Here is a 25657-nt window from a genome sequence, read left to right on the forward strand (position 1 = left end):
GTCGACTCCGGCTCAGCGCTGAGCGAAGGTCTTCTTCGGCGCTCCCGCCACGATCATCGGAGCACCCGTGACCGGATCGTCGATGACTGTGCAGTCGATGCCGAAGACCTCGTTGACGAGTTCCGAGGTGATGATCGTCTCCGGAGCACCCTGAGCGACGATCGAACCGTTCTTCATGGCGATGATCTCGTCAGCGTAACGGCAGGCCTGGTTGAGGTCGTGGAGGACGGCGACCAGCGTGTGCCCGTATTCGTGGTTGAGCTGGGAGAACAGGTCAAGCAGCTCGATCTGGTAGGCAACGTCGAGGAAGGTCGTCGGTTCGTCGAGCAGGAGGAGGGATGTCTCCTGGGCGAGCACCATGGCCACCCAGACGCGCTGGCGCTGACCGCCGGAGAGCTCGTCGACGAGCCGCGAGGACAGATCTTCGGTGTTCGTCGCCCGCAGCGCCGACAGCACAGCCGCTTCATCGGCGTCGGTCCACTGGCGCAGGAAAGACTGATGCGGATGGCGACCGCGGGAGACGAGCTCGGCGACCGTGATCCCGTCCGGGGCGATGGACGACTGCGGGAGAAGACCCAACCGCTGGGCGATCTTCTTCGTCTTCATCTTCTCGATGTTGTTCCCATCGAGAAGCACAGTTCCTTTCGCCGGCGGCAGCAATCGCGCGAGGGCCCGCAACAGGGTTGATTTGCCGCACGCGTTGGGGCCGACGATGATCGAGAACTTTCCGTCGGGAATGCTCACGTCGAGATCGCTGACGATCTGGCGCTGGTCATAGGCCAGATCGAGGCTCTCGGCGATCAGCGGTGAGGCTGCGCCTGCAGGGTGGGGAATGCTCATGATGCCTTCCGAGCTTCTTGGATGAGGAGCCAGATGAGGTAGATGCCGCCGATGCTCACGGTGATCACGCCGACGGGCAGCTGGATGTCACCGAACGCATGCTGGGCGATGAGGTCCGCGGCGACGAGGAGCAGCGCTCCGACCGCCGCAGAGGTCAACAGGCTGGTGCCCTGTGCCCGCGCGATCCGCCGCCCGATCTGCGGTGCGGCCAAGGCGACGAAGGCGATAGGTCCGGCTGCGGCCGTGACCACGGCGACGAGGGCGACGGCGATGACGATGAGAACGGCACGGATGGGCTCGTTGCGTACGCCCAGGGCCTTCGCCGTATCGTCGCCAAGTTCCAGGGTGCCGAGATCTCGGGAGAAGAGTCCGCAGGCCAGGCCGAGGACGATCGTGGCCACAGCCGCCGGTGCGATCGTCGACCAGCCCATTCCGTTGAGGGTGCCGGCACCCCAGGTGGCAGCGGCCATGGCGAGCTCGAGATCGGCGCGCATGATCAGCCAGGTGTTGAAGGCGTTGAGCATCGCCGTCAGGGCGATGCCCACGATGATGAGCCGGAAGCCCTGCACCCCGCCCTTCCACGTGAGCAGGTAGACGACCACGGCGGTCAGAAGCCCGCCGATGATCGCGCCCGCCGCGGTGGAGACGAAGCTCGTGCCGAAGACGATGATCGTGACGATGCCGCCGGTGTAGGCACCGGTGGAGAAGCCGATGATGTCCGGAGAGCCGAGAGGATTGCGTGTCAGCGATTGGAACACGGCTCCGGAGACTCCGAGTCCGGCACCGAGGACGATGCCGGCGATGATGCGCGGTGCCCGCCACTCCCCGACGACGGTGTTGACGATGCGCTTCTCGGCGGCACCGAACAGGCCCTGGAACACTTCGGTCGGAGTCAGCGAGAACTTGCCGAGCATAAGACCGGCGAAACCGCAGGCCAGTGCCAGAAGAGTAATGATTCCGGCAGTGATGACGACCCGCAGGTCGATGCGGAATCCGAAGATGCGCAGCATGGGCCGGCCGAAGTCGACTTTCTCCCCCGGCAGTGCATGCGGGTGCGCGGTGAGGCTGCGGTCGGGAACCGCGAGGTGGGTGGTCTTCACAGGCCGCTCGCCTTCTTTCGACGGACAAGGGCGATGAGCACCGGAGCACCGACGAACGCGGTGACGACTCCGACTTGGAGTTCGCCGGGTTTCATCACGACTCTGCCGATGACGTCAGAGGCCAAGAGCAGAATGGGTGACAGGACGACTGAGTAGCCGAGGATCCAACGCTGGTCGGGACCGACGATCCACCGGGCGATGTGCGGAATCATCAGGCCGATGAATCCGATCGGTCCGGCAGCGGCCGTGGCCGCTCCGGCAAGAAGGGTCACGGCGAGGATGGAGAGCACTCGGGTGCGGTTGACCGAGGTGCCGAGGCTGGCGGCCAGGTCGTCACCGAGGGCCACAGCGTTGAGTGAGTGGGACAGTGCCAGTGCGAGCACAGTGCCGATGACCATGAACGGCAGGATCGTGGTGATCGTATCGAAATCGCGGCCGGCGATTGCGCCGACGTCCCAGGATCGGAAGGCGTCGAAGGCGCGTTCGTTGGTCAGCAGGATCGCTTTGGTCAGTCCGGTGAGCACAGCGGCGACGGCGACTCCGGCCAGAGTCAGGCGGATCGGATCGACCGTGCGACTGCGACCCGCGGACCCGATGACATAGACGCCGACGGTGGCGACGAGGGCTCCTGCGAACGCGAACCAGATGTACCCGGTGATCGAGGAGATCCCGAAGAATGCGACCCCGATCGTGATCGCCAAGGACGCACCGGCGTTGACACCGAGGATTCCCGGATCGGCCAGGGGGTTGCGCGTCAGGGCTTGGATGAGACCGCCGGCCAGGCCCAATCCCATGCCGACGAGGATGCCGAGCACGGTCCGCGGCAGGCGCAATTCGAGGACGACGAGCTGATCGTCGCTGCCGGTGGGTGCGAACAGGGCTGCGAGGACTTCCGAGAGCGGCATATCCCTGGCGCCGATCGCCAGGGAGGCTGCGATCACGACGACGAGCGCAATGATCGCTGCGACCAGCCCCAGCACTCTTCTGGTCCGCAGGCTCCCACCGGTCGGATGACCGGTGTCGGTATGCGGTTTCGCCTCGGCAGAGGTGGCGGAACCGGTCATCGAGGTGGTCCTTTGAGTGAGGTGGCGGTCAAGTGACTAAGGGCAGGCTAACCACACTGTAACTCACTGGACCACCTCAGCCAAGCGAAAGAGATCTCACTCGGCTGTGATCTTGCCGATCCTCTCGGACACCTGCCGCTGGATCCGCGAGAGCATTCCGCTCATTCCGCGCAGCCTCAGCGGGCTGACGATCTCCGACATCGACAGCCGCAGGGGCAGGTCGGCTGGAACCGACAGGATCGCCTCGGCGCTGGCTCCGTCGAGTCCTTCGTGCAGGATCCCGGCGAAGCCGCGCGTGGTCGGTGCTTCCGGAGGTGCCGAGAAGTGCAGGCGCACTTCCGCCCGCTCCCCCGCCTCGGGGTCGGCCACCTCGGTGACGAGGAAGATCGGTGACTGGCATTCGGGCACGGGCTCGAGCAGCTCCGGATGGTCCGTGTACTTCTCCGGCAGGTCGGGAAGGTCCGTCGCGAACTCCAGCAGCACCTGGAGGCGCTCGTCGGCCGGGGTTTCGGCGAAATCCGTGACGATCTCTGCCAGCGCCTCCGGCAGATCGTCGGTCTTGGGCGTCGTCGTCTCGGTCATCAGCGTCCGGGCACCTCTCCGGGCTCGGCTCCGGTGACGATCGGCACGCCGACGACATTGCCCCATTCGGTCCAGGAGCCGTCGTAGTTGCGCACGTTCTCGTATCCGAGGAGGTGCTTGAGGACGAACCAGGTGTGGCTGGAGCGTTCGCCGATCCGGCAGTAGGCGATGACCTCGTCGCTGGTGCCCAGCCCTGCCTGCTCGGTGTAGAGCTCCTTGAGTTCGGCGGCGGACTTGAAGGTGCCGTCTTCGTTGGCTGCCTTGCCCCAGGGCATCGACTTCGCGCCGGGAATATGGCCACCGCGCAGTGCGCCTTCCTCCGGGTAGGCGGGCATGTGGGTGCGTTCGCCGGTGTATTCCTCCGGGCTGCGCACGTCGATGAGCGGCAGGTCGCCGAGGCTGTCGCGGACCTCGGGCAGGAAGGCGCGGATGACTGAATCGTCGCGTTCGACGACGGGGTATTCGGTGGGCACAGGCTGCGGCTTGTCCGTGGTCAATTCGCGGCCCTCGGCCTGCCATTTCGAGCGACCGCCGTCCATGAGGCGGACGTCTTCGTGGCCGAAGAGAGTGAAGACCCACAGCGCGTAGGCGGCCCACCAGTTGGACTTGTCGCCGTAGATGACGATGGTGTCATCGCGCGAGATGCCCTTGGCGGACATGAGTGCGGCGAATCCTTCGCCGTCGACGTAGTCACGGGTGACCGGGTCGTTGAGTTCCGTGTGCCAATCGACCTTGACCGCTCCGGGAATATGCCCCGTCTCGTAGAGCAGCACGTCTTCGTCGCTTTCGACGATGACGAGTCCGGGATCGCCTGCATGCTCAGCGACCCAATCGGTGCTGACCAGTCGGGTTCCGTCCGCGTATTCGGCGAACTTCTCTGCGGGATCGGCCGGGATCGAAGTGCTCACGCATTCCTCCTGAGAGTTTGGGTCCAATTGTGCTCGCTGTGGCAACGTCGAGCGCGTTCAGCATATTCCTTTTCAGGGGCGGCTGAGGAATGCCGTCAGTGCTGAGACGAACTCCCGCGGCTTCTCCGAATGCACCCAATGTCCCGAGCCCTTGACCGTGAGAAGGGTGGTGCGGGGGAACAGGCTGCGCATCTGCGGCAGGTCGGCACGGTCGACATAGTCCGATCTCTCACCGGCGATCCAGAGGACCCGATGGTCGAAGACGGCATCGCCCATGTCCGGAAAGCCCCCGATGACGTCGAGGCTCGAATGCAGCAACGCGAGGTTGGGCTGCCAGGAATACCCCGCCGAGGTGGGGCGCAGGTTCTGCAGCAGGAATCCCCTGATCGCGGCCTCGGGGATCGGGTCCCGAAGCGCCTCATCCGCGTCGGTGCGCGATTCGATCCGGTCGAGGTCGAGGGCGGCGAGGCTGGAGAGCAGATGGTCGAAGACTCCGGTGGACCCGCCGGCGTTGGGGCCGATGTCGACGACGACGAGGCGGTCGATGAGTTCCGGGTGGCGCAGGGCGAGCACCATGGCGACTTTTCCGCCGAGGGAATGTCCGACCAGGTGCACGGGCTGATCGTCGGGGTCGACCGCCTCGGCGATATGGGCTGCCACGGCATCGGCGAGCTCGACATAGTCGAAGGTCTCGGTCCATTCGGACTCGCCGTGGTTGGGCAGGTCGATCAGCAGGCTGGAGAATTCGGGCTCGATGTCCTTGGCGATGCGGGTGAAGTTCTTGCCTCGGCCGAACAGGCCGTGGAGGAAGACGACCAGGCGCCCGGATTCGCCGATTCGAGTGCTGTTGATGGTGGTCACGATCCCAGCCTAGCCCGTGACGGCACGTTCGAGGCTCTCCAGTGAGGCGTCGAGGAATTCGGCAGGGAACGGAGGGAAGCCGCCGAATTCCTCCCGGGTGGCTTCGGTCGTTGCGGACCAGTCATAGGTCAGAGTCACCTCGGTGCCGGCGTCGGACGCAGTGAGGTCGTAGCGCCATCTCCACCCTCCCGGAACGATCCGGCCGGATTCGTCGGCCTGGCCGGGGTCCCAGGCGATGGCGTGCGGAGGATCGAAGGTGGTGACGGTGTTGTCGACGCGGTAGGCCCCGCCCACGACATCGAGATACATGTCCATGGAGAACACCTGGCCGATTTCCGTGATGGGGGCGCCGTCGATGGCGCCGCGGACCCAGTCGCCGGGTTCGGTCTCATGGTGGCGTCGCGGGTCGGACAGCAGTGTGAAGATCTGGTCGACGGAGGCGGGGATCGTGCGGGTACGGACGAGCCTGTCGTTCGGCGTCTGCGGCTGTTCGCTCATGTCTTCACAGTATGCATCCGCGTGCCGCCGAACAAGAGATCCGTGCCGACTTCATTCATCGGTGACCGGTGTCGACGCGGGTAGGGTGAGGTCATGCACTTCTCCGAATACGACACTCGACTTGCCGGTTACGCGGTCATCGTCAATGACGACGACGAAATCCTACTCAGCTGGTTCAACGGCGGGAAGGACCGCCTGCACGCGATCTGGACGCTGCCCGGCGGCGGAATCGAGTTCGACGAGAGCATCGAAGCGGGCACGATCCGGGAGATCAAGGAGGAGACCGGCTTCGACGCCGAACTGATCCGCCCCCTGACCACACATTCATTCACGGAGTCACGTCGCAATCCGGCTTTCGGCGACTCGACGGCTCGCCCCTTCAAAGGAGCCCGCGTCGTCTATGAGGCTCGGATCATCGGGGGCACCCTGGGCACTCTCGAAGTCGATGGGACGACGGATCGGGCGGAATGGCTGCCGATCGATTCGCTGCAAAGTGTGCGGCACGCCCGCATCATCGACCTCGGCCTCGATGCGTGGCGTGCCGCCGTGTGAGTTCTGCTTAAGTTCTGCGCAGGGGCGCGCAGCAGCGCTCGTCAGTCGGTTACTTCACCTTGTCGGCGATGAGTCCCGGGAGCTGCTCCGCGGTGTACTCGGCCGAGAGGATCGAGTTGAGTGAGAACGCCTTGCGGATGTCGTCGTTGTCCTTGGTCAGAACGAAGTCGTGTCCGTCTTCGACGGCCGGGATGCGCTTGTAGGCAGCATCCTCGGTGACTTCCTTGTCCTCGATGTAGATCGGGAACGTCAGAAGCAGGTCTGCGTCGAGTTGATCGAGGTTCTCCTCGGAGATCGGAACGGAGAAGCCTTCGGCCTTCATTCCCGCAATCGTCTCGGACTGCTTGAAGCCGAGCTGCTCCATGACCTGCACACGACCTGACTCCTCGACATAGGCACCCCAGCCCTCGGAGGTCTTCGCTGCCACGGTCACGGACTTGTCCTTGAACTCCGGATGAGCTTCGCGCGCATCGGCGTAGGTCTTGTCGAGGTCGTCGAGCAGCTTCTTCCCGTCGTCGGCCTTGCCGAGTGCCTGGGAGACGAGCTCGACCTGCTGGTCCATCGTCGTCAGGTAGTTGTCGCCGCCTTCGGGAACTCCGACCGTCGGAGCGATCTCGGAGAGGCGGTCGTAGCGCTTCTTCTCTCCGGAGCTGTTCGTATCGAGGATGACGTCGGGCTCGAGCGCGGCAATGGCCTCGTAGTCGGGTTCCATCGTCTCGATGATCTCCGGAGCTTCGTCGTAGAGATCCTCGGCCCAGGGGCCGACGCCCGTGCCGCCGAATTCGACCCAGTCGGAGGCACCGACGGGCTGGACGCCGAGCGCCAGCGCGGTCTCGGCATCACCCCACCCCAGAGCCACGACCCTCTGCGGATCGGCAGGCACCTCGACGGCGCCGAATTTCGTTTCGACGGTGGGACCCGAGGCTTCCTCGGCTGTGCCCCCTCCTCCGCCGCAGCCGGCGAGGACGAGGACAGAGGCAATCACTGGGGCGAGAATACGGCGCATGGAATCCTTCTTGAGTAGTTAGGCGAGCCTAGCTTAACTCATTTCTCCGGTGGTGTGATTCCCACCGCGAGGCCGCCTCGGCGAGAAGCGACCCCCGGGTCAGGACGCCTTGATCTCAAGTCCCTCGACGTCCATGTCATCGAGGGCGACCATGCGTGAGCGTCGGCCGGTGACGATGCGGTGGATGACCCACAGGAGCAGGAACGCGGGAAGCCCGGCATAGGCGCTGGCCACCTGGAGCAGCTGGCCGTTGACGATGGCCTGCACGTTCTGGCCGATGATGACGACGATGAGCATGATGAGCGCGATGACCGGCCCGATCGGGAACAGCGGCGCCTGGTAGGGCAGGTCCGCAACACTGTGCCCCTGCCGCACATAGGCGCGGCGGAACCGGAAGTGACACCATGCGATGCCGACCCAGACGATGAAGCCGGAGAGTCCGGAGACGTTCATCAGCCAGGTATAGGCCCCACCGTCGCCCATGATCTCGGTGAGGAATCCGAACAGGCCGATCATGGCGGTGGCCAGCAGCGCCATGACGGGGACTCCGCGTTCGTTGAGACGGGCGAACAGCCTCGGCGCGGTTCCCTCTTTGGCCATGGCGTAGAGCATGCGGGTGGAGGCGTAGAGGCCGGAGTTGCCGGCGGAGAGGATGGCGGTGAGGATGACGGCGTTCATCATTCCGGCGGCCACGGCGATTCCGGCGCGTTCGAAGACGAGGGTGAACGGTGAGGCCGTGATGTCCTCGTTGTTCGCCGAGGCCAGCAGCGACGGGTCGGTATAGGGCAGGAGGAAGCCGATGACGGCGATGGCGCCGATGTAGAAGAGCATGATGCGCCAGAACACGGTGCGGATGGCGCGCGGCATGTCCTTGCGCGGGTTCTCCGACTCCCCCGCGGTGACGCCGACGAGCTCGGTTCCCTGGAACGAGAATCCGGCGATCATGAACACACTGATGACGGACATCCAGCCGCCGACGAACGGAGCTTCTCCCGTCGTCCAGTTGCTCACTCCGGGTGAGGTTCCACCGAGGATGCCGGCGATCATGAGCACACCGAGGACGAGGAACGCCAATACGGCTGTGACCTTGATGGCGGCGAACCAGAATTCGCCTTCGCCGAAGGCCTTCGCGGACAGGAAGTTCAGCCCGGCCAGCAGGATGAGGAAGACCGCCGCCCAGATCCATGACGGCACGTCGGGGAACCAGAAGGACATGATGACGCCGGCGGCGACGAGTTCGGCGGCCAGGGTGATCGCCCAGTTGAACCAGTAGTTCCAGCCCATCGCGAAGCCGAACGAGGGGCTGACGTATTTGGTTCCGTAGGTGTGGAACGATCCTGCCACCGGCAGGTGGGTCGACATCTCGCCGAGGGACTGCATGACGAAGAGGACCATGATGCCGATCGCGGCGTAGGCTAGCAGGGCACCGCCGGGGCCGGCTTGTGAGATCGTACCGCCGGAACCGAGGAAGAGCCCGGTGCCGATGGCACCGCCGATGGCGATCATCTGCAGGTGGCGGGACTTCAGTCCCCGTCGGAGTCGGCGTTCTTCGTTCGCCGAGGCGGCTGGCATTCCCATGGTCATCCTCGTTCGTGGTTCGGCAGGTCCGTGCACGAGGACCCTGGCCATTCCTACCACAATCGGGGGCGTCCGCGGCCGATGAGGATGCAGGGTGGGAGGAGGGTCACATCCTCTTCGGCGGAGATTCGAGCAGCTGCAGTATCGGTTTGAGCGCGGTGCGGATGCTGATGAAGCGGAACGCCTGGTCGCGGGCGAAGGCGAGGAGGCGGGACCGGCCGAGCATCAGTCGCGCCAGGGACCGCGAGTTGTCATGAGCGGCTTCGACTCGCGACCGCTGGCGGGTCTCGAAGCGTTCGAGCGCGGCGACCGTTGAGGAAGCTGCGTCTGGACCGCCCTCGAATGGGATTACGACTGGACCTGCAGCGCCTGAGGACCCGGTTCGGACGCCCCCGCCTGAAACTGCACCTGGCCCAGTCGTCAGGGCAGAGAGCTCTTCGGCGAGCACTCCGGCTGATTCCATCGCCATTCCGGCGCCGATTCCTGCAGTGGGGAGAAATCCGGCCGCCGCATCGCCGAGCAGAACGGTGCGACCACGGCTCCAGCGCTGCGCCCGAGAATCCCGCAGCGGCCAGAAGAACGTCGCTTCGGCCTCTTCGACCGCGGTGAGGCAGGCGTCGATCCGCGGAGTCATCACCGTGAGTCGACTGCGGACCTCGGCGGCGAACCGCCGGGGGCCGAGCGACTGCCGGGCGTCGGGACAGCCGAGAAAGACTCCGATGGCGCCCTTGACCGGATACATGCCGAGGAAGAATCCATCGCCCCATATCTCATCGACGGCGCCCTGATCGTCATCGGCCTCGGCCCAGCAGACCCATCCGCCCCATGTCGTGTCCACAGCGGACTCTGACGAGGGCCTCCCGGAAACCACAGCGGCAGTCTTACCTGAGCCGGACTCGGCGGTCACGGCAGGCCCAGCGGACACGAGCCTGCGGGTGCGGGAATTCATTCCGTCCGCGATGACGACGGCATCGAATTCGAGCACTTCTTCCTGGCCACGGCTCTGTTCCTGCTCTCCATAGCGCTGTCCGCCGTTGCTCGCTTGGGCCAGTGTCACGGTGCCGCCGTCGTCGGACAGACCGGTCACTGTGGTGCCGAAGGCGATCGGGCAGTCCCCGCCCGTGAGCACGTCGAGCAGCGCCGAGCGGGAGATTCCGCGATAGTCGCCGAAGTGGGCCAGAAGATCACCGAGGTGGTCCTGTCGGAGGACTTTCCCGGTATGTGCATGGGCGATATAGCGATCGATGCCGACGCTGGCTTCGAGGTAGGCCACCCGGCACTCGAGTTCTTCGATGAGGGGATCGACCATGGGCATGAGGGCGAGCATATATCCGGCACGATTGTCACCGATCATCCGGCCGGAATCGGCCGACCGGTCGATGAGGATCGGGTGCATCCCGCGACCCCGGAGCAGCTGCGCCAGGGTTACTCCGGCGATTCCGGCTCCGACGATGAGGATGCGCGGCTCGTTCGTGTTCACGTGCTTCAGCTGCTCATTGACCGTTGCCGCGATGATCATGCGTGGACTCCCCGTCTGACCGATTTGCCGAGGCCATTGTGGACCGACTGGTCCACACACGGTAGCACCGAGTGGACCACATGGTCCAGAAGGGTGCCGAGGATTGCTAGACTGACGTCGTGTCCGAGACTGCGTTGGCGCGTATGCGCCCCGAGAAGCGTGCTGCGCTCATCGAAGCCGCCGCGCGAGAATTCGCTTCGAGGACGTTCGAGGAGGCATCGCTCAATCGCATCATCACCACCTGCGGGATGAGCAAGAGCTCTTTCTACCATGTCGTCGACTCGAAGGACGACCTCTTCGCCCTCGTCGTCACCGATCTCGCTGCAGCAGCCGGCCGGTATTGGGCCCCGCCTGACCCGGGCAGCTTCGCAGACGGGTTCTGGGACCGTGCGCGCAAGGTCTGGGATGACATAGCGCAGACGTGGCCCGGCAGCACAGAGCTCACATTCCTGTGGCACATCGTCTACGCGAATTCGGACAGCCTCGCTGTCCGGGAGCTCGCCGATCGGGTCGAACAATGGGTGCGCGCTGTGCTCATCGTCGGGCGTGAGGCCGCGGCGATCGATGTTGAGTGTCCGCTTGAGCTCCAGACCACGGCAGTGTTCTCGCTTCTCCGGACTTTCGACGAACGGGCTCTGCACCTCACGGAGAGCGATAGCGCAGCAGTCGGCCCGGAGGAGATCTCAACCCATCAGTTCAGACTGCTCACGCGTCTGCTGAGTGCCTGAGACAGGCTCACACAGAGTCGGTCCGCAGCTCCCGGTCCGTGGCCGGTGCCTGAGGCAGCCCGCGGACGAGGTCAGGACCGAGGTCGGCGATGCTGCGGGCTCCCATGAGCCCCATGGCGGTGAGGATCTCCTGTCCGATGAGCTCGATTGCCTTCTCGACTCCGCGTTGGCCTCCGGCCATGAGCCCGTACAGGTACGCCCGGCCGATGAGCACGAAGTCGGCTCCGGCGCACAGCGCGGTGACGACATCGGTGCCGGACATGATCCCGGAGTCGAAGATCAGCTCCATCTCGGGTCCGACTTCTGCACGGACTTCGGCCAGTGAGGTCAGCGAGTCCGGAGCCCGATCGAGCTGGCGGCCGCCGTGGTTGGACACTACGAGTCCATCGGCTCCGATGGATTGAGCTCGCCGGGCATCTTCGGCGGTGAGGATCCCCTTGACGAACAGCCGTCCGTTCCACTGTTCACGGATCCATCGCAGGTCATCGAGGTCGAGGGTGGGATCGAACATCGTCTTCGTCATCTCCGCCAGGGACTGGGAGGTGTTCGACAGCGATGCGTACTTCGGCGGTTCGGTGGTGAGGAAGTTGAACCACCAGCCGGGACGGTAGGAGGCGTCGAGAATGGTTCCCAGCGTCAGCCGGGGCGGGATCGTCAGACCGTTGCGGTGATCGCGCAGACGCTGACCGGTGATCGGAGTGTCGACGGTGACCAGCAGGGTCTCGTATCCGCTGGCGGCGGCTCGTTGGATCAGGTCGAGGCTGCGTTGCCGGTCCTTCCACAGGTAGAGCTGGAACCACCGGGTGGAGTCCGGTGCCGCCTGTGCGACGTCTTCGACCGAGGTCGTGCCCATCGTCGACAGTGAGAACGGGATTCCGGCCTTGGCTGCGGCACGCACTCCGGCGACCTCGCCTTCGGAGTGCATCATGCGGGTGTAGCCGGTCGGAGCGATGCCGAAGGGCAGCCTGGCCCGGGCACCGGCGATCGTCGTCGACGTATCCGGCGCGTCGACGCCGTGGAGGATGCGCGGAAGGAGCTCAACGTTGCCGAGCGCTTCACGGTTCTTCGCCAAGGTCCGCTCGTCCAGAGCGGCACCGTCGACATAGTCGAACGGCGCGGTCGGTGTTACGCGCTTGGCGATGAGGCGAAGGTCCCAGGTGTCTGCGGCCGACTCCAATCTGGCTGCGACCCGGTCGAGTCGGGGCAGGTCGAACTGCAGCAAGGGGGCGAGTTCTTTCAGATCGGGCAGTCGGCGCTTCATCTCTCTCCTCGTTCTCGGTTGAGGTAGGCGAGCACTGCCGCGACACGGCGGCTCGTGGTCTCTCCTGCCTGGAGGCCGAGTTTATCGAAGATGGAGCTGATCGCTTTTTCGACGGAGCTGACCGAGACGAAGAGGCGTTCGCCGATTCCCCGGTTCGACAGCCCTTCGGCCATGGCCTCGAGCACTTCACTCTCGCGCGGGGTCAGGGTCGACAGCGTGTTCTGCCTCTCCGAGGTGGTGAGCAGCTGCCGGACGACGTCGGGGTCGATGACCGTACCGCCCTCGGCGATTCGCTGTACCGACTCGAGGAACCGGTCGATGTCGGTCACCCGGTTCTTCAGGAGGTAGCCGACGCCCACTGATTCGGTGCTCAGCAGCTCGGTCGCATATTCGCGCAGCACGTACTGGCTGAGGACGAGGACTCCGATATCCGGGAAGCGACGTTTGATCGCCAACGCCGCCTCCAGTCCTTCGGTGGTGTGAGTCGGAGGCATCCGCACATCGACGATCGCCAGGGTCGGCCGCAGCTCGGCGACCGCCCGCAGCAGCTCCCCTCCGTCTCCGACGGACGCGACGACGCTGATCCCTTCGTCTTCGAGCAGACTGCGAACACCCTCTCGCAGCAGCACCGCGTCATCGGCGAGGACGACGCGCATCCGGTTCTCTGGCTGGACTTCTGTCGTGATCACTTCTGTCTCTTCTCCTTCGTCGTGCTGCCGTCCTGTGCGTCGGTCCCGAGCGGGATCCGGGCGGTCACTGTGGTGCCTGCGCCCTCAAGGGAGTCGACTTCGAGACTCCCGTCGAGCGCTCCGACCCGCCGTGTGAGCCCTTGGAGCCCTCCCCCGCGCGGATCGGCTCCGCCCACACCGTCGTCGGAGACGGTCACGGTCAACGCGGTCCGGGCCTCGGCGACGATGCTCACCGTGATCGCGGTCGCCTCGGCGTGTTTGACGACATTCGTGACGGCTTCACGGACGACGAAGTAGGCGGCGGATTCCGCTGCGGGTGAAAATCTGCCTTCCGGCACGGTCACAAGGGTCAGCGGAATGGGACTGCGACCGGCGATCCTCTCGAGGACGGTTCTCAGACCATGTTCGTCCAGCGCTGTGGGATAGACCCGCCAAGCGACTTCGCGCATCTCGTCGATGAGGTCCTGGGACTGAACCAGCGCATCGTCGAGCAGCGCTTGGGACTTCGCCGGGTCAGAGGCACGCCTGGCTCGGGCGATGAGCACGGAGAGAGAGACGACGTTCTGCTGTACGCCGTCGTGCAGGTCCCGTTCGATCCGACGTCGTTCCTCGTCGATGGCGAGGACGACTCCACGGCGGGTCGTCAGCAGCTCGCTGATGCGGGTGTACACGGCGAAGGGACGCTCCACCTCGACGAAACGCGCATCGATGCGACCATGTGCCCAACTTGCCGCCTCGGCCAGGGCGACGGCGCCGATGAGGTTCGCCGCCCCATAGAGGACACCGACGAAGAGCGTGGGTTGGGAGATCGACCACATATCGAACCCGATGTTGACAGCTCCCCCGATGAAGAATCCTTGGAAGAGGGATCCGAGAGTCACGACGAAGAAGCCGCCGAGGAGGTTCGCGGTGGGGATGATGGCGAGTGCGGCGACCAGGCCGTTGCCGAGCAGGAATCGACGTTTGGTCGGCTCGTCGGCGAGGACGAGTCCGAACCCGCGAGAATGCCGAGCGAGTTCCCAGCTCCGCACCTTCGCGGCCATGCGTGAAGTGGGCGGAAGCACGGAGGCGATGAGCAGCGGCAGACACAGCAGACCGCCCCATACGACGGCGAGCACGGACCGCGCCCACCGCGCGGTGAACATCCGTACTTCAGGAGGAAGGCGGGTGGACAGCGCGCTCGGCCAGGGCATAAGTCGATCGTAGCAACGCCCGTCGCCGCCTCCCAGGGGTTCGGCCGCACTCCCGGATTCCGGTTTTCCGCAATGGCGGCTGCCGGTCGGCCGCACTGACCGTGCGCCCGACCGCGTACCGGCCCTGCCGCCTTGTGCCTAGCGTGGATGAGTATGGATCTCGCACTCGAGCTGCTCACCGCCACCCTCACCTCTCCGTGGGTGTACCTGCTCATCGCCGTGGCCGCGGCACTGGACTCGCTCGTGCCGCTTGTGCCGTCGGAGACCCTGCTCATCACCGCTGCAACCTTCGCCGCGATGGGGCACCCTCACCCGGCAGGGCTCGTCCTCGCCGCTGCCGGAGGGGCTCTCCTCGGGGATCTGGCAGCTCACCTCGTCGGCCGATTCGCTGCGACCGGGGTCGGCCGATGGCGGCGGTGGACTCGCATCGCCAACCTGCTTGGCTCCGCCCACACGGTCTTCTCTCGCCGAGGCGGGACCGTGCTCATCGCCGGCCGATTCGTTCCCGGGGGCCGCAGCCTGGCCACCATCGGCTCCGGTCTGCTCGGGTTCCCGATCCGCACCTTCCTGCTCTGGGACGGAATCGGCAGCCTCGCCTGGGCGCTCTATTCGACGGTGATCGGACTCATCGGGGGAATGGTCTTCGAGGACCGGCCGCTGCTCGGAGTCGCCGTGGGCATCGGCATCGCCCTGGCCATCACCGGCAGCGCCGAGCTCGTCCGCCGATTGCGCCGGCGCGGCAGAGGACGCGCACGTCACCGGTTCACCAAATTCCAAGACCGAGATGTCACGATGGCAGGGATGTCTCAAACATATGTGTGGTACGTCAGCTACGGATCGAACATGGCTCGCGATCGGCTCTCCTGCTATCTGCAGGGCGGGCGACCGCCCGGGGCGATGGTGACCTACCCCGGTGCCAGGGACGGAACACTGCCCCGCGCCGAGGCAGGGATCGAACTGCCCGGAACGATCTACTTCGCCGGCGAGTCCAAGGTGTGGGGCGGCGGCATGGCCTTCTACGATCATTCCGTCCCGGGGCCGACCCCCGCCAAGGCCTACCTCATCACCGCCGAACAGTTCGCCGATGTGGCGGCACAGGAGATGCACCGCCCACCCGAACCGGACAGTCCGGTGGAACGCCTCGTCTTCGACCTGCCGACAGGAAGCTCCCATTCGCTGGGTCCGGGCGGGTACGAGACGCTGCTCGTCCTCGATGATGTCGACGGCGTCCCCATGGTCACGTTCACCGCCGCGCACGGTTCGTCCGACGTCGAACACACTCAGCCGCAGGAGCCGTATCTGGCGATGCTGCGCACGGGCACAGCCGAAGTCAGAGCCGCTTCTGGGCTTCCCCTGCCCGCAGCTGCACAAGCGTGAGGTCGAGCAGCGGAGTCGCCACTCCCAGTTCCTCCGCCTTGAGCGACAGGTCGCCGAGGATGTGCTCCGTTTCGCTCGGCAGCCCTGCCGTCACATCCCGGTAGAGAGATGAGGTGAAGGCCGAACCATCCTCGGTGAGCATCTTGATTGTCATGGTGTGGGAGGCTTCCGACACCGAGTGTCCGGCCGCAGCCGCCACGGCTTCGAGCTCATCGACGATGGCATGCACGTGCGACCTGCCGCCGGCTTCCATGATCGCTCCGACCGGGGCGCGGAACAGGCAGGTGACGACTCCCGCCGCGGCGATGAAGATCCATTTCTCCCACAGCCCATCGATGATGCCGTCGACGGTCTGCAGTTTGAAACCGGGGACATCGAGCGCTTCGGAGATGCGTGTGGGCACTTCAGCGCCGTGGAGATCTCCGATAGTCATCACGGCCATGTCGGTGAGCTGGACGACAGCTCCGTCCCTGATTGTGCCGACGATCTTGACGAACCCGCCGAGCACCTGTCCGGGGTATCTGCTCTGCAGCTTCTCGATCTGAGCCATGCCGTTGAGGAACGGGATGATCGTCGTCTGTTCGCCGACAGCCGGTCCGATATCGGCGATGACCAAGTCGAGTCCACCCGCTTTGACCGCGACGATGACGAGGTCGAAAGTTCGTGGTGCGGCTGCGAGCTCCTCAGCGGTGATGACATCGACCTGATTCGTCCGATCATCACCGGGTGCAGTGAAGCGCAGTCCCTCCGCGCGGACCGTCTCCGCCCGTGCCTGCCGGAGCAGGAAAGTGACATCACGTCCGGCCTCCTGCAGATAGGTGCCGAACGCTCCGCCGGTGGCCCCCGCCCCGGCGATGAGAATCGACAGGTCGGCACCAGTGCTGATTCCGTCGGATGCGCTGTCAGCTGCTTGGGTCATTCCAACTCCTCCTTGAGCTCCCGCGCGGCCGCAGCGGGATCCTCAGCCGAGGTTATCGCACGGACGACGACGGCACGCCTCGCGCCCGCCTGACGGATCGCGTCCAGCCTCTCCCCGGTCGCAATACCACCGATCGCGAACCACGGTTTGGCCGCCTTGGCGGCGGTGGCGGTCAGCAGAGCCGTCCCCACAGAAGCACGGCCGGGCTTCGTCGGGGTCTCCCAGACCGGCCCGACACAGAAATAGTCGGTCTCCGGGTCCGCCTCGGCGGCGAGCGCCTGCTCGCGGGAATGCGTCGAGCGACCGAGGATGACATCGGGTCCGAGCACGGCCCTGGCCTGAGCACTGGTGAGGTCGCCTTGACCGACGTGGAAGACGTCGGCGTCGGTCAGCAGCGCGACGTCGGCACGGTCATTGACTGAGAAGAGCTTGTCGTGATCGGCGGCGACATCTTTGAGGACCTCCAAGGCCGCGATCTCGGCGCGGGCCTCGAGGCTCTTGTCCCGCAGTTGGATGATGTCGACTCCCCCACGGTAGGCGGCGTCGAGGAACTCGGCGAGGTCGTCCTGACCGGTCCGGGCATCGGTGCACAGGTAGAGCTTCGCCTCCGCCAGTCGGGCCTCTCTCCAGGCTCTTTTCGTCTGCCGCGCTGCGGTGCGCGGTGGCATCTGTGTGGTCATGGTCATAGAGTAGAGGAGTTCGCGGGAGCCTCCCAACGAGGCTGAGAGGGCGTAAGAGCCGACCGTCAGACCTGATGCGGATCATGCCGCCGGAGGGAGAAGCTGTGAGAGTCATTGTCGTCGGCGCCGGGATCATCGGCCTGTCCACGGCCTGGTATCTGCACCGCCTCGGCGCCGAAGTCACCATCATCGATCCTGCGCCCGCCCAGGGTGCGAGCCATGCTGCTGCGGGGATGCTGGCTCCCGCCGCCGAGGTGGTCTGGGGGCAGACTCCCCTGTACCCGCTGATGCGGGCCTCCGCGCAGATGTATCCTCAGTTCTCCGCCGAGGTGGCGAGCGCCGCCGGCAGCGATCTCGGTTTTTCGGATGCCGGCACATTGGTGTGCGCCGGTGACCGAGCTGATCTGCAAGCTCTGCGGGAGCTGCGCGATGCACAATCCCGATCCGGTTTCGCCACCGAGCTCATCACCGGCAGCGCTGCCCGCCGGGTTGAGCCGTCGTTGTCGCCTGCCGTGGCCGGGGCCGTGCACATTCCAGGCGATCACTCGATCGACCCCCGTCGGCTCACTGCCGCATTGCTGACTGTCCTGTCCTCTGATTCAGGTGGCTTCGTTCGCCAGCGCGCGGCCGGACTGGTCAAGGACGGCGATACGACTGTGGGAGTCGAGCTGGGCGACGGCCGCCGGCTGGAGGCCGATCAGGTGGTCATCTGCGCCGGCAGCGCTGTGTCCGCGATCGTCGGTGCCCCACAGCTGCCTCTGCGTGAGGTCTGGGGTGATGTTCTGCGACTGCGCGCCCCCGCCGAGGCGGCTCCGCTGCTGAGCCGAACCATCCGCGGGCTGGTCAACGGTCGCTCCGTCTATTTGGTCCCCCGCCCCGATGGCGAGATCGTGCTCGGTGCCAGTTCGCGTGAGGACGGACTCTCCGGCACTCCGGCCGGGGCGCTCCACCGACTGCTCGCCGACGGGCAGCGATTGGTCCCGGGAATCCTCGACGCGGAGATCACCGATATCACCACCCGTGCCCGACCCGGCTCGCCCGACGATCTGCCGATGATCGGCCGCATCGATCCCGGCTGCATCGTGAGCACAGGGTATTTCCGCCACGGCATCCTCTTGGCCCCGTTCGGTGGCCGGCTCGGCGCCGAGATCACCTTGGGCGTCGATTCCGGCTGGTCCCCCGATGGGGCCCTCGAGTCCGTGTCCCCGCACCGCTTCACCACAGAACACACCACTGCCTACCCGATGAGGAGCATCTCATGACCGACCGCGACCACTCACCGACCATCGTCCTCAATGGCGATCGCCATGAGCTGTCGGGTGCCACCTCGGCGCTCGACCTCGTCGCCGAGGTCACCGGACGGGAACTGAATCCCGATGGGACAGCGGCCGACGGTGGACGATTGGGCATCGCCCTGGCCGTCGACGGTGAAGTCATCCGTCGCGGCACCTGGTCCTCTCTCACCCTTGCCGATGGGCACACCGTCGACATCGTCACCGCTGTGCAGGGAGGCTGAGATGACCTGGACGATCGATAATGTGGAGATGTCGTCTCGCCTCGTGATGGGCACGGGAGGGGCGAGTTCCCTGAGCATCCTCGAAGACGCACTCGTGGCTTCGGGAACCGAGCTGACGACTGTGGCGATGCGCCGTTTCGACGCTGAGTCCCGGGACTCGGTCTTCACCATGCTCCAGCGTCTGGGTATTCGGGTGCTGCCGAACACGGCCGGCTGCTATACGGCCAGGGATGCCGTGCTCACCGCCCGACTGGCTCGAGAGGCTCTGGAGACGAACTGGGTGAAGCTCGAGGTCATCGCCGATGAGGACACCCTGTTGCCGGACCCCATCGAACTCTTCGCCGCAGCCGAGGAACTCGTCCTCGACGGGTTCACGGTCTTCGCCTACACGAACGACGATCCGGCCCTGGCAAAACGTCTCGAGGACGCCGGTGTGGCTGTGGTCATGCCGGCCGGAGCTCCGATCGGCAGCGGGCTGGGCATCCTCAACCCTCACAACATCGAGACCATCGTCTCCCGTGCACAGGTGCCCGTCATCCTCGACGCCGGTGTCGGCACCGCCTCCGATGCCGCTCTGGCGATGGAGCTCGGGTGCACCGCGGTACTTCTGGCCTCGGCCGTCACCCGCGCCCACGATGCTCACGCCATGGCCCGGGCGATGGCTTTGGCCGTCGAGGCCGGGCATCTCGCTGGCGGTGCCGGGAGGATTCCCAAACGACCGTTGGCATTGGCGTCATCGCCGTTCGACGGAATGGTCGCAGCACAATGACCGCCGCTGCCACCACTCCGACATCGTTGCCTCCGCTCGTCGACCCCGTGGAATCCCTGTCCCGGACGGAGCTGGAACGCTACTCCCGGCACCTGAGCCTGCCGGGTTTCGGACTCGAGGGACAACGGCGTCTGCGGGCCGCCTCGGTGCTGGTCATCGGGGCCGGCGGTCTCGGGGCCCCGGTCCTCAACTATCTGGCGGCCGCCGGGGTCGGGTCGATCACGATCATCGACGATGACGTGGTGGAGGCCTCGAACCTGCAGCGCCAGATCATCCACCGGGATGCCGATGTGGGCCGACCGAAGGTCGCCTCTGCCGCCGATGCCCTGCACCGGCTCGATCCGAACCTCGAGGTGCGCACGATCGAGCACCGGCTGAGCCCGGAGAATGCGCTCGGTCTCTTCGCTGAACACGATGTCGTGCTCGACGGGGCGGACAACTTCGCCACCCGGTACTTATCCAATGATGCCGCCGAACTCACCGGCACCCCGCTGGTGTGGGGCACGATCTTCCGCTTCGCCGGTCAGGTGAGCACGTTCGTTCCCGGTCACGGGCCGATGCTGCGCGACCTGTTCCCGGATATCCCGGAACCCGATTCGGTGCCCAACTGCGCGGAGGGCGGGGTCCTGGGAGTGCTGTGCGGAACCGTGGGCTCGGCGATGGCGACCGAGGCGATCAAACTCATCTGCGGCATCGGTGCCCCATGCATCGGTCGGCTCCTGCGCTATGAAGCGCTGACCGGGGAGTACTCGACCCTGCGATTCTCCCCTGATCCCGACCGTCCCCCGGTCACCGACCTCACCGAAGTGGCTGCCGCCTGTGCTGTGGACCTCGACGCCGACGGCGTGGCAGAGCCTGGCCCGGATGAGATCGACGTCGCCGATTTCCTGTCTGTCGAAGACGATGTGCTCGTCGTCGATGTGCGGGAGGACTGGGAACGTGAGCTGGCGGCCATCCCCAGCTCACTCCACCTGCCCCTCGGCGGCCTCCGAGACGGCGGGTGGCCGGCGCTCCAGTCGCTGGTCGGTGCTTCAGTCCGGCCGGAGGCGCCTGTCGACATCGTCTTCCACTGCAAGTCCGGGGCCCGATCGGCCGAGGCCGTCCGGATTCTGTCCGGATCGGTCCCGACCGGAGTCCGTCTGCGTTCCCTTGCCGGGGGCATCGATGCGTGGGCCGAGCAGGATTGAAGCCTCCGGCAGCGCGAAACGAGCTCAGGTCACGCGAAACTCGAAACTAACGTCACCGGCGGCGTCGTTTTCGAGTTTCGGGTGACCTGAGGGGTTCGGATCAGTGGCGGTTGAGTCCTGACAGTCGCCGACGGAGTCCCCGTTCGCCGGCTCTCATCACAGCTCCGTGCATGAGTCCGGACAGCGGTCGCATCGCTCTGATGATCGTTCTGCTCGTCGTCACACACCACAGAGAATCGATTGTCGTCACACCCTCGGAGGCGGTCAGAGTCCAGCGGCCTTCGCCGCAGAGGTCACCTTCCGCCCGGAACCGGATGTGATGGGGTGCATCGACCTCGTCGACTTCGATGGAGAAGCGGAGAGACCACCCGATCGGCGCTCGGACCAGAAGGCGGGCTCGGCTGCCTGGGGTCACCGGCAGATCGGCGGCATCAACGTCAGCCTGTGCGGCCCCGACCCTTTCGGCTGCTGTCAGTCCCGGCCACCACCCGGGCCACTCATCGACCTGTTCCAGAACCGCCCACACCGATTCGATGCCGGCGTCGGTGATCCAGCGGTCGTTGAAATGGAAGGGTGCGGACTCTCCGGGTTGCGGGGTCACATGCTCGTAGCTCATGGTCCGACGGTAGTGTGAAAGATGTGAGTAAGGACAACTTCGTCAGCAATCGTCGGCCATCCCCTCTGGGCGGTCGCAAACCGACCAAGGACGATCTTGCGGCTTTCGCCACGGACGACCCGAATGCGATCGACGATATTCTGCCGAGCGATTCCTCCGGGCTGAAGATGCTCATCGTCGGCATCAACCCGGGGCTGTGGACGGCCGCAGTGAATGCGCCGTTCGCACGACCTGGCAACCGCTTCTGGCCGTCTCTGCACCAGGCGGGTCTCACCGATCACCAGGTCGATGCCTCGTGTGGGTTGGAGCCTGCGGATGAACTGCAGCTGCTCAGTCGTGGAATCGGTCTGACCAACCTCGTGGGGCGAGCCACTGTCCGGGCCGACGAACTCTCCCGGCAAGAGCTGCGTGAAGGTGCGACCCACCTCGTCGAGCGTCTTGCCGATATCAGGCCCCGAGCGGTCGCAATCGCCGGGATCACAGCGTTCCGCACCGGCTTTCAGGTGCCGAAGGCTCAACTCGGTCGGCAGGATACGACGCAGATCGAGGGATGGCCGGCGGAGGTCGCGCTGCACGTGGTTCCGCAGCCGAGCGGCCTCAACGCCCATTATCAGATACCAGACCTCGCGCGAATCTGGAATGAGGTCTGGAACAGCATCGACGGCTAAGCCCTTGGGCCGGCTCCGGTGAAGTGCTGGCGGCAACGAGCGACATAGGCATCCAGCCCACCGATATGGCTGGCATCGATCGCTGTCGCGGCGAGAGTCGCCTCGGGTGACTGAGCTGTCTGTGCTGCGTCTGATCCGTTCGAGCTCTCCGTCTGTTCCAAGCGCTGGTGGAACACAGCGTCCTTCCCACAGACTGTGCACACCGCGGTGAGTCTCAGGACCTCCTCAGCCACGGCCATGAAGCTGGGCAGCGGTTCGAACGGCTGCCCGTCGAAGGTCACGCACAGTCCTTCGACGATGACATCGAGGCCCCGTCCGAGGAGGTCCTCGACGGCGGGGACGAGCTCCGGGCCGAAGAACTGCGCCTCATCGATGGCGATGAGGTCATAGTCCTTCTGTCGGGCCGCCTCGGCGAGGGATGAAACGTCTCCGAGCGGAACTGCGGGGATGTTCACCCCGGTGTGGGAGGTGATCGTGGAGATGTCCGAGCGAGTGTCGAGTGAGTGGGACACGACGAGGACATCGATTCCAGCGATCGTGGCCCGCCGGACCCTGCGCATGAGCTCTTCGGATTTTCCGGAGAACATGGGTCCGGCGATGACCGTGAGACGACCGGTGTCAGTCATCGACGCTGACTCTCTTGGAATCGGTTTCGACGGTGACTTCCGTGTCTTCGCCGCCGTTCTCGAAGTCGAACTGATATTCCTGTTTGCCGTCGTCGAATTCGAGTTTCCAGCTCACGAGCTTTCCGTCGGCTTCCTTCTGGGCACGTTTGAGAGCGTCGTCGAAGGTCAAAGGGTCGTTGAGGTCGATGGCCTTCTCCTTGTCATCGGTCGAGTCCTGCTCGTGTTCGGCGATCTTCCCGGTCTCCGCGTCGATCTCGACGTCATGGTCGGTGTTTCCGTCGAGGATGGATACTTCGTACCGCCAAGCCCCGTCTTTGTCGTCCCAGTCGAGCTCGATGCCGTGAACGATTCCGTCCGCGACTTCCTCCTCGGCTGTCTTGATCGCGTCTTCGGCACTGATGGCCGGCGATTCCTTGCTCAGGTCGGCGCCGGCGCTCAGGCCTTTCCCGGACGATTCCTCTGCCGACTTGGTTTCATCACCGTCGTCGCCTTGGTCGTCGCCACTCTGGTCCTCGCCTCCGGCAGGGCTGGCCTCGGCCGATTCGCTTGCCGCGGGCGAGTCCTGCGCCTCATCGCCTCCGTTTCCGGAATCACTTCCGCCGCACCCGGCCAGGCCGAGAGCGAGTGCTGCAAGTCCGGCCGCTGTACTCATTGCCATGCGATTCGTCTTCATGGCCGCCACGCTAGCAAGGGAACGCCTCTCACCAGTGGTTTCTGAGAACAATCTCATCTGGGCAACGGTTCGATTCTGGTGGTCAGTCAAGGCAGAATTCGTTGCCTTCGGGGTCGGCCATGACAATGAAGCCGTGTTCCAATGGCGGGTCCGGATCGACTCGGCGCAACCGAGCGCCTCCGAGTTCGGTGAGTCGGGTGCATTCTGCTTCGAGTGCATCCATCCGCTCATCGCCGTCAAGTCCCGGAGCGGCACGGACGTCGAGGTGCACGCGGTTCTTCACCGTTTTGGGCTCGGGCACCGTTTGGAAGAAGACCCGGGGACCGACCTGTTCAGGGTCTTCGATGGCGGCACGCATGTTCTCGGGGCTGAGTTCGATGCCGAGACCGGCGATGAACTCCTTCCAAGCGACGAGGGGATCGTCGTCGGCACCGAGTCTCACTCCGGGAGGACCCGGAATGATGTAGCCGAGTACTTCGGCCCAGAAGCGGGCGAGCCTTTCGGGATCGTGGCAGTCGACGGTGACCTGGATTATTCGGCTCATGATCGGTGGCTCCCTATTGTCCGGTTCTGCCGTCGATGCATTCACGCAGCAGATCAGCGTGACCACAGTGGCAGGCATATTCTTCGATGCGGTGGACGAGGAATTCGCGCACCGCGATGTCTTCTCGGCCTACGTGTGTGCCGAGGTCGTCGTGTCTGCTGACTTCGGCGTCAGTGGCGACCTGTTCCTGTTCCAGCCGGGCGAAGGCATCGGTGAGGACGGTTTCGTCGGGATGGGACAAAGCATCGCTGAGGTCGAATGCGTCGTCCGAACTCCCGTAGATCGGGGGTTCGGGTTCGCCGTCGGTGATCCAATTCCTCCAGTCTCGCTCCACTTCGGTCATGTGTCGGACCAACCCGAGCAGCGACATCGTCGACGGTGGGACGGAGAGCTTCATCATCTGCTCGAGGGTGAGCCCCTGGCATTTCAGATTGAGAGTCAGCCGGTAGTCGTGCAGGTAGCTCAGCAGTGTGGCGAGTTCTCCGTCGGGACTGTGTCCGTCGGAGTTGCGGGGATCGTCGTCGGGATCGACCCACATATCGGGGTAGACGGTGGCAATGCTCCAACGCTGTGGTGAGGTGGACATGGTGGTCATTCTGCTCCGGTGGGTGGCTGAGTACCAGGGTCGCGGATGATTTGTCAGGGTTCAGACAGCCAGGCTGCCATCGAGTTCGAACAAGCTGGGCATCTCCTCGCGGATCGTGGTCCCGAAGGCGACCGCACCTCCGAAGAGTCCCTCGATCGTGTCGACGGTCTGCAGCACTCGGTCTCGTGAGAACTCGGGAATGAGCTCTCCGTGTTTGAGATAGCCCTTGAGTGATCCTGTCGCGGCGGCCCTCACTCCGAGTCGTCCGGTGATGAGCCAGGTGATGCACTCGGTTTCGAAACGCACCTGCGCGCCCTCATTCCTCGGCTCGGCCGACGCCGCACCGTGGTCATGCCCTAGCCTGCGGTGGCCGGTGAAGATGAGGGCGAGTTCGTTGAGGAGATGGGTGAGCATGACGGAGGGGCTGCGGGTGTGCGGAAGGTCGTCCGGCAGCAGGTTCTTCCGGTGCAGCGTGTTGATGGCTGTGTGCAGTCCATCCCAGGTGGGTGGGCTCGCCGCGGGCAGAGTACTGAGACCGTCGGTCGTGAGATCGGACCGCTGCCTCACAGTGCGGGCCGCCTCCACGGCGGAGAGCTGCGGGGATCGACGAACAGCGGCGAGCAGCTCGTCCCATGGCATCGGCAGGTGACGGTCAAACGACTCGGCAGCGTGGGAATCGATTGGTTTCGACTTCTGGTCCATGTCCTCACGGTAGGTGCAGCCCCTGACACGAGATTCGTCCCCGGTCGGAGTCCGTGCCCGGACGCCGGCGGTAGGCTCGATGTGAGAAGGATTCAGCGGAAAGGAGAGAGTGTTGACCGAGCACAATCCGGATCTTCATCTGCGGATCGGACGGGAGGAACTCGTCATCCGGCAGCGCTACCAGGTCATCAGCATCGCCAATGATGTGCTCATCGGCCTGTGGTTCCTCATCGGCAGCTTCATGTTCTTCTCCGAAACTCTGACCTATTCGGGAACCTGGCTGTTCGTCATCGGCAGTGTCGAGATGCTCATTCGCCCGGTCATCCGCCTCATCAGGCATCTGCACCTGCAGAGGCTGCGCAGCCCCGCGGCCGCCGGAGACGACTCCTTCGACTACTGACCGCTGTCATCCGCT

Annotated in this window: 30 protein-coding genes and 1 riboswitch; of the genes, 9 read left to right on the top strand and 21 right to left on the bottom strand. The window is 65.1% G+C overall.

The window, feature by feature from the left end; all coding sequences use genetic code 11:
• Nucleotides 1-12: 12 nt before the first annotated feature.
• From ACSBQT_RS01615 to ACSBQT_RS01645, 7 genes are all read right to left on the bottom strand, one after another.
• Nucleotides 13-840, bottom strand: coding sequence for an ABC transporter ATP-binding protein (locus ACSBQT_RS01615; protein ID WP_410710233.1), 828 nt, complete (start codon nt 838-840; stop codon nt 13-15).
• Nucleotides 837-1850: a FecCD family ABC transporter permease gene (locus tag ACSBQT_RS01620; protein WP_410710500.1), complete on the bottom strand. Its 1014-nt coding sequence runs from the start codon at nt 1848-1850 to the stop codon at nt 837-839. The genes ACSBQT_RS01615 and ACSBQT_RS01620 overlap by 4 nt, the downstream gene beginning before the upstream one ends.
• An 86-nt stretch (nt 1851-1936) precedes the next feature.
• On the bottom strand, nt 1937-3004 hold the full coding sequence (locus ACSBQT_RS01625) for an iron chelate uptake ABC transporter family permease subunit (protein ID WP_410710234.1): 1068 nt from the start codon (nt 3002-3004) through the stop codon (nt 1937-1939).
• Between the two features lie 96 nt (nt 3005-3100).
• A complete protein-coding gene (locus ACSBQT_RS01630) occupies nt 3101-3586 on the bottom strand; it encodes a SufE family protein (RefSeq protein WP_410710235.1) in 486 nt (161 codons plus the stop codon).
• Nucleotides 3586-4494 (bottom strand): sulfurtransferase, encoded by a 909-nt coding sequence (locus tag ACSBQT_RS01635; RefSeq protein ID WP_410710236.1) that lies wholly within the window; start codon nt 4492-4494, stop codon nt 3586-3588. The genes ACSBQT_RS01630 and ACSBQT_RS01635 overlap by 1 nt, the downstream gene beginning before the upstream one ends.
• Before the next feature lie 72 nt (nt 4495-4566).
• Entirely contained in the window at nt 4567-5355 is a 789-nt protein-coding gene (locus ACSBQT_RS01640) for an alpha/beta fold hydrolase (protein ID WP_410710237.1), read from the bottom strand.
• Nucleotides 5356-5364: 9 nt separating this feature from the next.
• Nucleotides 5365-5853 (bottom strand): SRPBCC family protein, encoded by a 489-nt coding sequence (locus ACSBQT_RS01645; protein WP_410710238.1) that lies wholly within the window; start codon nt 5851-5853, stop codon nt 5365-5367.
• A gap of 93 nt (nt 5854-5946) precedes the next feature.
• On the opposite strand from ACSBQT_RS01645, the gene ACSBQT_RS01650 reads away from it, so the two are divergent.
• On the top strand, nt 5947-6405 hold the full coding sequence (locus tag ACSBQT_RS01650; protein WP_435000719.1) for an NUDIX hydrolase: 459 nt from the start codon (nt 5947-5949) through the stop codon (nt 6403-6405).
• Between the two features lie 49 nt (nt 6406-6454).
• Here ACSBQT_RS01650 and ACSBQT_RS01655 read toward each other — a convergent pair whose 3' ends face one another.
• The 3 genes from ACSBQT_RS01655 to ACSBQT_RS01665 all read right to left on the bottom strand — a co-directional run bounded on the left by ACSBQT_RS01655 (nt 6455) and on the right by ACSBQT_RS01665 (nt 10508).
• The gene (locus tag ACSBQT_RS01655; RefSeq protein ID WP_435000720.1) at nt 6455-7390 is read right to left on the bottom strand and encodes an iron-siderophore ABC transporter substrate-binding protein; all 936 of its coding nucleotides are present in this window, start codon (nt 7388-7390) and stop codon (nt 6455-6457) included.
• A 120-nt stretch (nt 7391-7510) separates the two neighbouring features.
• On the bottom strand, nt 7511-8989 hold the full coding sequence (locus ACSBQT_RS01660) for an amino acid permease (protein ID WP_410710240.1): 1479 nt from the start codon (nt 8987-8989) through the stop codon (nt 7511-7513).
• 106 nt (nt 8990-9095) lie between these two features.
• On the bottom strand, nt 9096-10508 hold the full coding sequence (locus ACSBQT_RS01665; RefSeq protein ID WP_410710241.1) for an FAD-dependent oxidoreductase: 1413 nt from the start codon (nt 10506-10508) through the stop codon (nt 9096-9098).
• Nucleotides 10509-10627: 119 nt separating this feature from the next.
• Here ACSBQT_RS01665 and ACSBQT_RS01670 point away from each other — a divergent pair, with 119 nt between their 5' ends.
• Nucleotides 10628-11236 carry a TetR/AcrR family transcriptional regulator gene (locus ACSBQT_RS01670; protein ID WP_410710242.1) on the top strand — a complete coding sequence of 203 codons (609 nt, stop codon included), beginning with the start codon at nt 10628-10630 and terminating at the stop codon, nt 11234-11236.
• A gap of 7 nt (nt 11237-11243) precedes the next feature.
• On the opposite strand, the gene ACSBQT_RS01675 is transcribed toward ACSBQT_RS01670, so the two are convergent.
• Genes ACSBQT_RS01675 through ACSBQT_RS01685 form a run of 3 tightly spaced genes read right to left on the bottom strand, consistent with a single transcriptional unit; the run spans nt 11244 to nt 14379 of the window.
• The gene (locus ACSBQT_RS01675) at nt 11244-12497 is read right to left on the bottom strand and encodes an alpha-hydroxy acid oxidase (RefSeq protein ID WP_410710243.1); all 1254 of its coding nucleotides are present in this window, start codon (nt 12495-12497) and stop codon (nt 11244-11246) included.
• The gene (locus tag ACSBQT_RS01680) at nt 12494-13153 is read right to left on the bottom strand and encodes a response regulator transcription factor (protein WP_139467405.1); all 660 of its coding nucleotides are present in this window, start codon (nt 13151-13153) and stop codon (nt 12494-12496) included. Before ACSBQT_RS01680 ends, ACSBQT_RS01675 begins: the two co-directional genes overlap by 4 nt.
• A 29-nt stretch (nt 13154-13182) precedes the next feature.
• Nucleotides 13183-14379 (bottom strand): sensor histidine kinase, encoded by a 1197-nt coding sequence (locus tag ACSBQT_RS01685; RefSeq protein WP_410710244.1) that lies wholly within the window; start codon nt 14377-14379, stop codon nt 13183-13185.
• Between the two features lie 153 nt (nt 14380-14532).
• On the opposite strand from ACSBQT_RS01685, the gene ACSBQT_RS01690 reads away from it, so the two are divergent.
• The gene (locus tag ACSBQT_RS01690) at nt 14533-15756 is read left to right on the top strand and encodes a DedA family protein (protein ID WP_410710245.1); all 1224 of its coding nucleotides are present in this window, start codon (nt 14533-14535) and stop codon (nt 15754-15756) included.
• On the opposite strand, the gene ACSBQT_RS01695 is transcribed toward ACSBQT_RS01690, so the two are convergent.
• Both ACSBQT_RS01695 and thiE read right to left on the bottom strand, forming a co-directional pair.
• Nucleotides 15710-16675 carry a ketopantoate reductase family protein gene (locus ACSBQT_RS01695; RefSeq protein ID WP_435000723.1) on the bottom strand — a complete coding sequence of 322 codons (966 nt, stop codon included), beginning with the start codon at nt 16673-16675 and terminating at the stop codon, nt 15710-15712. The two genes, ACSBQT_RS01690 and ACSBQT_RS01695, sit on opposite strands and share 47 nt — an antisense overlap.
• Complete coding sequence (thiE, locus tag ACSBQT_RS01700) at nt 16672-17355, bottom strand: thiamine phosphate synthase (RefSeq protein WP_410710247.1); 684 nt, start codon at nt 17353-17355, stop codon at nt 16672-16674. Before thiE ends, ACSBQT_RS01695 begins: the two co-directional genes overlap by 4 nt.
• A gap of 11 nt (nt 17356-17366) precedes the next feature.
• Nucleotides 17367-17470: riboswitch (TPP riboswitch) on the top strand.
• Between thiE and thiO the strand changes: the two genes are divergently transcribed.
• From thiO to moeB, 4 genes are all read left to right on the top strand, one after another.
• Nucleotides 17460-18617 (top strand): glycine oxidase ThiO, encoded by a 1158-nt coding sequence (gene thiO / locus ACSBQT_RS01705; protein ID WP_410710248.1) that lies wholly within the window; start codon nt 17460-17462, stop codon nt 18615-18617. (Overlaps the previous riboswitch by 11 nt.)
• A complete protein-coding gene (gene thiS / locus ACSBQT_RS01710; RefSeq protein WP_410710249.1) occupies nt 18614-18871 on the top strand; it encodes a sulfur carrier protein ThiS in 258 nt (85 codons plus the stop codon). The genes thiO and thiS overlap by 4 nt, the downstream gene beginning before the upstream one ends.
• Nucleotide 18872: 1 nt before the next feature.
• Nucleotides 18873-19640 carry a thiazole synthase gene (locus ACSBQT_RS01715; RefSeq protein WP_410710250.1) on the top strand — a complete coding sequence of 256 codons (768 nt, stop codon included), beginning with the start codon at nt 18873-18875 and terminating at the stop codon, nt 19638-19640.
• Nucleotides 19637-20827 (top strand): molybdopterin-synthase adenylyltransferase MoeB, encoded by a 1191-nt coding sequence (gene moeB, locus ACSBQT_RS01720; RefSeq protein WP_410710251.1) that lies wholly within the window; start codon nt 19637-19639, stop codon nt 20825-20827. Before ACSBQT_RS01715 ends, moeB begins: the two co-directional genes overlap by 4 nt.
• A 100-nt stretch (nt 20828-20927) precedes the next feature.
• Here the strand turns inward: moeB and ACSBQT_RS01725 are convergent, their stop codons facing one another.
• Nucleotides 20928-21443, bottom strand: coding sequence for an SRPBCC family protein (locus ACSBQT_RS01725; RefSeq protein ID WP_410710252.1), 516 nt, complete (start codon nt 21441-21443; stop codon nt 20928-20930).
• A 23-nt stretch (nt 21444-21466) separates the two neighbouring features.
• Here ACSBQT_RS01725 and ACSBQT_RS01730 point away from each other — a divergent pair, with 23 nt between their 5' ends.
• Complete coding sequence (locus tag ACSBQT_RS01730; RefSeq protein ID WP_410710253.1) at nt 21467-22111, top strand: mismatch-specific DNA-glycosylase; 645 nt, start codon at nt 21467-21469, stop codon at nt 22109-22111.
• On the opposite strand, the gene ACSBQT_RS01735 is transcribed toward ACSBQT_RS01730, so the two are convergent.
• From ACSBQT_RS01735 to ACSBQT_RS01755, 5 genes are all read right to left on the bottom strand, one after another.
• Entirely contained in the window at nt 22108-22737 is a 630-nt protein-coding gene (locus ACSBQT_RS01735) for a thymidine kinase (RefSeq protein ID WP_410710254.1), read from the bottom strand. The genes ACSBQT_RS01730 and ACSBQT_RS01735 overlap by 4 nt on opposite strands.
• Nucleotides 22730-23410 (bottom strand): PepSY domain-containing protein, encoded by a 681-nt coding sequence (locus ACSBQT_RS01740; RefSeq protein ID WP_410710255.1) that lies wholly within the window; start codon nt 23408-23410, stop codon nt 22730-22732. The genes ACSBQT_RS01735 and ACSBQT_RS01740 overlap by 8 nt, the downstream gene beginning before the upstream one ends.
• 82 nt (nt 23411-23492) lie before the next feature.
• The gene (locus ACSBQT_RS01745; protein WP_410710256.1) at nt 23493-23954 is read right to left on the bottom strand and encodes a VOC family protein; all 462 of its coding nucleotides are present in this window, start codon (nt 23952-23954) and stop codon (nt 23493-23495) included.
• Nucleotides 23955-23967: 13 nt separating this feature from the next.
• Nucleotides 23968-24540, bottom strand: coding sequence for a DinB family protein (locus ACSBQT_RS01750; RefSeq protein ID WP_410710257.1), 573 nt, complete (start codon nt 24538-24540; stop codon nt 23968-23970).
• Between the two features lie 60 nt (nt 24541-24600).
• Nucleotides 24601-25242 carry a hypothetical protein gene (locus ACSBQT_RS01755; RefSeq protein WP_410710258.1) on the bottom strand — a complete coding sequence of 214 codons (642 nt, stop codon included), beginning with the start codon at nt 25240-25242 and terminating at the stop codon, nt 24601-24603.
• 109 nt (nt 25243-25351) lie between these two features.
• Here ACSBQT_RS01755 and ACSBQT_RS01760 point away from each other — a divergent pair, with 109 nt between their 5' ends.
• Nucleotides 25352-25642: a YrhK family protein gene (locus tag ACSBQT_RS01760; RefSeq protein ID WP_410710259.1), complete on the top strand. Its 291-nt coding sequence runs from the start codon at nt 25352-25354 to the stop codon at nt 25640-25642.
• Nucleotides 25643-25657 lie beyond the last annotated feature (15 nt).

It is taken from the genome of Brevibacterium sp. H602, from assembly GCF_051172395.1.
GTDB lineage: Bacteria > Actinomycetota > Actinomycetes > Actinomycetales > Brevibacteriaceae > Brevibacterium.